Source organism: Inquilinus sp. (genome assembly GCF_057815775.1).
Window position 1 is genome coordinate 1 of the sequence record NZ_JBYRFX010000940.1, and the last position, 5,707, is coordinate 5,707.

Below are 5,707 nucleotides of genomic sequence, written 5' to 3' on the forward strand. Positions count from 1 at the left end.
CGGGCCCTGCACGTCATGCGGTGGCGGCAGGCCATCGACGACACCGCGGACGGCATCCGGGCTGTCGGTGTGTTCCAGGCCATGCTGGGCCAGGACATCACGGTGCTGCGGTCGGATGCCGGCGGCGACCTGTTCGCCCCCTTCCTGCAGGATGGGGCCACGGATGCCGTGGCCTTCGCCAGCCATCTCGCGCCCGACGCCACGCTCGGCTTCTTCGACGACGTGATGAGCCTGTTCGCCACGGCACGGCCCGGCGGCTTCGCGGCTGCGGAGATCGAACTGCTGCATCTCGTGACCCCGGTCTTCGCCCTGGCGCTGGGCGCGCGGCTGAACGCCGCCGCCGCCCGCGGCCTGCTGCAGACCTATCTCGGGGGCAACGCCGCGACGGCGCTGCTCGACGGCCGCGTCGGCCTCGGCGACGTCGAACAGATCCGGGCCATCGTCCTCTATTGCGATCTGTTCGAATTCACCGCCCTGACCGAACGGCTGGACGCCCGGTCGCTGATCGACCATCTCAACCTCTTCTTCGAGACGATGACACACCCGGTGTCCCGCGCCGGCGGGCAGGTGTCGGGCCATGTCGGCGACGCCGTCGTCATGTTCTTCCCGGTCCCCGACGCGGCCGCCGAACGGTCGCTGTGCACCGCCGCGGTGCAGGCCGCCCTGGACGGGCTGCAGGCCCTGGAGCGGCTGAACGCCCTGCCGTCCCGCAAGGCGAGTCCGCCGCTGCGCGCCCGGGTCGGGATCGACATCGGCGACGTCGTGCACGGCAATATCGGTTCGGCCGGCCGGTTCTCGTTCACCATCATCGGCACGCCGGTGAACCGTGCGGCCCGCCTGCAGGCCCTGGCCAAGGATCTCGGCGCGACCGTGCTGATGACGGCCGATCTGGCCGGGGCGGCGGGCATGCCGTGCCACGCGTTCGGCCGGCACGCGCTGCGCGGGTTCGACCGCCCGGTCGATATCGTCGGCATCCCCGACGGCCCAGCCCCGGAACCTGAACAACCCCGCGCAGAACCGGACTAAACGGCACCGCCGGACGCCCTGCCCAGCCCGTTTTTGCGAGGAAATCCGCGCCCTTCGGCGAGCGCCCTAGGGCGGCGGGGCAATGCGAATCAGAAACCTGACGAATTGGTCGTATTTCTGGGGCCGGCGCAAAACCGCGCCGACTTGGACCAGAGAGCTGCATGACCACCCTCACCACCGCCCCGCTTGCGCCCCTGCTCGACCGCCTGTTCGCGGAGGCCGAGGCGGCCTCGCCGATGGCGAACCCTGCCTTCGCCGATGTCTCCGCCGAAGAGCGGACACGCCTGATGCGCAGCAAGACCGACTATCTCGAGCTCTATACCCGCCTGAAGGACTTCCCGCTGCCGGTCTCGCGCGAGACCGGCGCGCGGCTGTACATGCTGGCGCGGGGGTGCGGCGCGCGGACCATCGTCGAGTTCGGGACGTCGTTCGGCATCTCGACCCTGCATCTCGCCGCCGCCCTGCGGGACAATGGCGGCGGCCGCCTGATCACCAGCGAGTTCGAGCCGTCCAAGGTGGCTCGGGCGCGGGAGAACCTGGCGGCCGGCGGCGTGATCGATTTGGTGGAGATCCGGATGGGCGACGCGCTGCAGACGCTGGCCACCGACCTGCCCGACAGCATCGACCTGGTGCTGCTGGACGGCGCCAAGGCGCTGTATCCGGAGATCCTGGACCTGGTGGAAAGCCGCCTGCGGCCGGGCGCGTTCATCATCGCCGACAATGCCGACCACAGCCCCGACTACCTCGCCCGCGTGCGCTCGCCCGCCGGCGGGTACCTGTCCACGCCGTTCGCCGAGGATGTCGAACTGTCCCAGTGGCTCGGCTGACGCCGCCCCCTGTACCGGCAACGCTGCCACCAGGACACAAGGCGCTTCACGGCAGATTTCGCGGGTCCCCTGGCCGTTGCCGATCAGGGGCGGATGAAGATTTCCCGGCAAGGGCGAAGATTCGGCTTGCAGGCTTCCGATTGCATTACGTAGAACAAAGTGCAATCTCGCCGCAGCCGGACTCCACCGGCACGGTGCCGGCACGCCCAGCTCGGAGCAGAATTGATGAAGAGGATCGCGTCGCAAGGCGCCACGATCGCCATCATGACGGCGTTCTCGCCTTTCGCATCCGCAGAAATTCTCGTAAAAATTAATGGATTTGTCGGCTTTCAGGCCGGGCTTTCGCTTTCCGATACAAGTTCGGACCGGCATTCGCGCAACTACGACTTCATGACAAGTTCGCGGCTGCAGTTCGATGTCGCCAACACCACCGATTCAGGACTGGATTATGGCGCCCGGGTGCGCCTGGACAGCACAGATCGCCGCACCGGCGCGCAGGTCAACCGGACCTATGCCTACCTGAGAGGTCCGTTCGGCACCCTGACCTTCGGCGACGCACCGACGGTCCTGGGCGAAATCGGCTATTTCTACGCCCATGACGCCGTGCATTCGAAGCTGGGCCTGAGTGGGGGCTTCGGCGACGGGCTCGACGGTATTTTCCAGTTCGGCGGCAGCGATTTCTTCGCGCTCGACCCCAGCGGCCAGTCCGGCGTCTCGCGGCAGACCAAGATCAAATACAACTCGCCATCCATCGGCGGCTTTCAGTTCGCGGTCGACTTCACGCCCGTCGACGGGGCGAAGGTCGGGCCCGGGCGCCCGCATGACGGCAACAGCGGCCGGGCCGATCTGACCGACGACGATGCCACCGTCTACCAGAACGTGGTGACGGCCGGCCTGCAGTATCGCGGCAAGTTCGACCATGGCTCGTTCGCGGTCGGCGCGACGGCCGGCTATGGCGACGGCATCGACTCCAAGGTCAACAAGCAGGGCAACGACCTGACCGTCGTCAGCCTGGGCGGCCAGGTCCTGACCGACCATTTCGGCGCGAGCGTGAACTGGGTGCACAACGCCAGCATCGCCCTTTCGAACACCGGAATGGACACGGTGTCGTTCGACCTCTCCTACATCTTCGAAACCGCCTCGGTCAGCGCCTACTACTCCTACACCTGGCTTCCGTCCGGAAGTGGCCTGACATCCCCCGAGACGAACGGCGTCGACCTCAAGCGAAACGACGTCGCCGGAGTCACGGTCCTGTACAGCCTTGCGCCGGGATTGGGCAGCTATGCCGAGGTGTTCTACCAGAAGCAGGACTACTACTCCGGGAAAGCCTGGGAAAGCACGGACCTGTTCACCGGCATCGAAGTGCTGTTCTAGCGCCACACGCGAACCGTCCAAGGCCTCCCCCACCGTCCGATACCGCGAGCACGATCATGACCGCAGACGAAATCCGGAGTCCCGCGCCGGCCGCCGCCCGGCTGCCGGACCGCTATGACGGCATGACGATCATCCTGCACTGGCTGACGGCGCTGCTCGTCATCGTGCTGTTCGCCCTGCCCCAGATCTGGCGGCTGTTCGAACGCCGTACGCCGCCGCGGCTGTGGCTGATCGACCTTCATTTCTCGCTGGGAATCACCCTGGCGGGCATCATCTTGATCCGGATTCTCTGGCGCGTCGCCCGGGGCCGCCGACTGCCCCATGCCGGGCCAGCCTTGGCCCGGCGGGCATCCCGCATCGTGCACTGGGCCTTCTACATCCTGCTTCCGGCCCAGGTGACGCTGGGCTTCCTGCTCCGCTGGGCCCAGCAGCAGCCGCTGCCGTATTTCGGGCTCTTTGTCATTCCCGACCCCTTCGCGGTTCCGTTCGAGGCGCGCACGATCATCGGCCTGCTCCACGAGTGGAATGCCTGGATCATCATCGTCCTTTCGGGCGCCCACGCCCTGGCGGCGCTGCTGCACCACTATGTCCTGCGCGATGGCCTCCTGCTGCGCATGACACCGAGGCGGTAGGGTCTCGCGGGCCCTCTACGCCGCCAACTCGGCTTCCGGCGCATAGGCCCGGCGCAGGTCGGCGAGCCGGTCGCCCGGCAGCACGCGGTCGAGATGGATTTCCGGCCGCACCAGCGCCCGGGCGATCACCACGCGGTAAAGATGGGTCCACAACCCGGCGCCGCGATGCACGACGGCGTAGAGGATCTCGCGCCGGTCGGGGTCGTGCCGCCCGGGACAAGGACGGTCATCGAGCCGCTCGACCGTGTCTTCTGGGCCGGCGAGCGGGACCTCGGGGCTGTACTCGGACATAGAAAACCCTCCATCGCGGTTGCGAGGAGGGCTGACGCGCGGCTTTCGACCCGTTTTGTTGCCGGTCCGGCCGCATCGCCCCTCTTGCGAGGAGCCACCACCTTGCCCGGGAGGCAGGTTGGCGTGGGCGTCAGCCCAGCTCTGGATGCGGGATCGGGTTTACCGCGGGATCCGGGACCGCGCAAGAGGCAAGCGGTGCGGCAGGGCGGCGCGGAGTCTGAGGTCAAGCCGCCGCCTTGCTCGCCTTGTCCAGCCGCTTGATCGCATCGGCCAGCGGCTTGGCGGCGTCGTCATAGCCGTCCCAGGCATCGCCCTTGGCCAGCAGCGCCGGCGCGGTGCGGATGGTGAAGCGCTTCGGGTCGAGGTCGCGGCGGGCCTGCAGCCAGGTCAGCGGCATCGACACCGTCGCCCCCGGCCGCGCCCTGGGCGACAGCGGCGCCACCGCGGTCGACATCCGGTCGTTGCGGAGATAGTCGAGGAAGATGTTCCCCTGGCGCCGATCCTTGGCCATGTTGATCAGATAGAGATCCGGCGCATCCGCCGCCATCTGCCGGCAGATCTCCTTGGCGAAGGCCTTGGCCTCGGGCCAGCCCGGGGCCTTGCCGCGGCCAGTCGCCAGGGGCGCCACCACATGCAGCCCCTTGCCGCCCGTGGTCTTGCAGAACGAGGCCAGCCCGACCGCCTCCAGCCGGTCCTTCATCTCGCGCGCCGCATCCACCACCTGGGGAAAGTCGACGCCGGGACCGGGGTCAAGGTCGAACACCAGGCGCCCGGGACTATCCGGGGCGCCCGGCAGGCAGTTCCACGGGTGCAGTTCCAGTCCGCCGGACTGCGCCACGGCGGCCAGCCCCTCGATCCGGTCGATCTGCAGGTACGGCTTGCGGTCGCCCGCCACCCGGACCAGGGAGATCAGGCTGGATGTGCCGGGCATGGCGTGGCGCTGGAAGAACACCTGGCCGCCGATGCCGTCGGGCGCGCGCAGGATCGAGCAGGGCCGTCCCTTGATGTGCGGCAGCATCCAGGCGCCGACCGCCTCCAGATACAGTGCCAGATCCCGCTTGGTCACCGGCTCGCCATCGCCGGCATCCGGCCACAGCGCCTTGTCGGCATGGGACAGGGACACGCCCATGACGACCGCCTTGCCGCCCGTTCGAACACTGGGCTTTGCCGGCTTCGACTTCGTCGCGGGAACCGGCTCCGCCAGCTCGGTCTCGGCACTCGGCGCCGGCTCCTCCGCCTCGACCTCGGCCGCCGGCTTGTCCTCGCGCAGCCCCTTGAAGGCGGCCTGCCGTACCATGCCGGAGCCGGTCCAGCCGGCGAATTCGATCTCGGCCACCAGCTCCGGCTTCACCCAGTGGACGTTCGCCGCCTCGCGCGGCGCGCCCTTGCCCTCGAACGGCGACGTGCCGGTCTCCAGGGCCTTCAGCCTGGGGAGCAGGCGCGCCACCGTGTCGCGGCCGAAACCCGTGCCGATCCGGCCGACATGCGCCAGCTTGCCGCCCTGCATCACCCCAGCGATCAGCGAGCGGAAGCCGACGCCCGTCGTCGTGTAGCCGC

6 protein-coding genes and 1 riboswitch are annotated in these 5,707 nt (G+C 68.6%); of the genes, 4 read left to right on the forward strand and 2 right to left on the reverse strand.

The window, feature by feature from the left end; all coding sequences use genetic code 11:
* The 4 genes from AC3XYG_RS33480 to AC3XYG_RS33495 form a co-directional block, all read left to right on the forward strand.
* On the forward strand, positions 1-1,026 hold a 1,026-nt coding region (locus AC3XYG_RS33480; RefSeq protein ID WP_489144214.1), incomplete at its 5' end, for an adenylate/guanylate cyclase domain-containing protein.
* Between the two features lie 161 nt (positions 1,027-1,187).
* The gene (locus AC3XYG_RS33485; RefSeq protein WP_489144215.1) at positions 1,188-1,853 is read left to right on the forward strand and encodes an O-methyltransferase; all 666 of its coding nucleotides are present in this window, start codon (positions 1,188-1,190) and stop codon (positions 1,851-1,853) included.
* A gap of 225 nt (positions 1,854-2,078) precedes the next feature.
* On the forward strand, positions 2,079-3,227 hold the full coding sequence (locus AC3XYG_RS33490) for a porin (RefSeq protein ID WP_489144216.1): 1,149 nt from the start codon (positions 2,079-2,081) through the stop codon (positions 3,225-3,227).
* Positions 3,228-3,283: 56 nt separating this feature from the next.
* A complete protein-coding gene (locus AC3XYG_RS33495; RefSeq protein WP_489144217.1) occupies positions 3,284-3,859 on the forward strand; it encodes a cytochrome b in 576 nt (191 codons plus the stop codon).
* Positions 3,860-3,874: 15 nt separating this feature from the next.
* On the opposite strand, the gene AC3XYG_RS33500 is transcribed toward AC3XYG_RS33495, so the two are convergent.
* Together AC3XYG_RS33500 and ligD are read right to left on the reverse strand one after the other, a co-directional pair.
* A complete protein-coding gene (locus tag AC3XYG_RS33500; protein ID WP_489144218.1) occupies positions 3,875-4,150 on the reverse strand; it encodes a hypothetical protein in 276 nt (91 codons plus the stop codon).
* A 44-nt stretch (positions 4,151-4,194) separates the two neighbouring features.
* Positions 4,195-4,304: riboswitch (SAM-I-IV-variant riboswitch) on the reverse strand.
* A 69-nt stretch (positions 4,305-4,373) separates the two neighbouring features.
* A partial coding sequence (ligD, locus tag AC3XYG_RS33505) for a DNA ligase D (RefSeq protein ID WP_489144219.1) occupies positions 4,374-5,707 on the reverse strand: 1,334 nt, incomplete at its 5' end.

Coding starts and splice junctions, on each gene's coding strand:
- AC3XYG_RS33500 (WP_489144218.1), bottom strand. CDS start 4,150: ATGTCCGAGTACAGCCCCGAGGTCCCGCTCGCCGGCCCAGAAGACACG.
- AC3XYG_RS33495 (WP_489144217.1), top strand. CDS start 3,284: ATGACCGCAGACGAAATCCGGAGTCCCGCGCCGGCCGCCGCCCGGCTG.
- AC3XYG_RS33485 (WP_489144215.1), top strand. CDS start 1,188: ATGACCACCCTCACCACCGCCCCGCTTGCGCCCCTGCTCGACCGCCTG.
- AC3XYG_RS33490 (WP_489144216.1), top strand. CDS start 2,079: ATGAAGAGGATCGCGTCGCAAGGCGCCACGATCGCCATCATGACGGCG.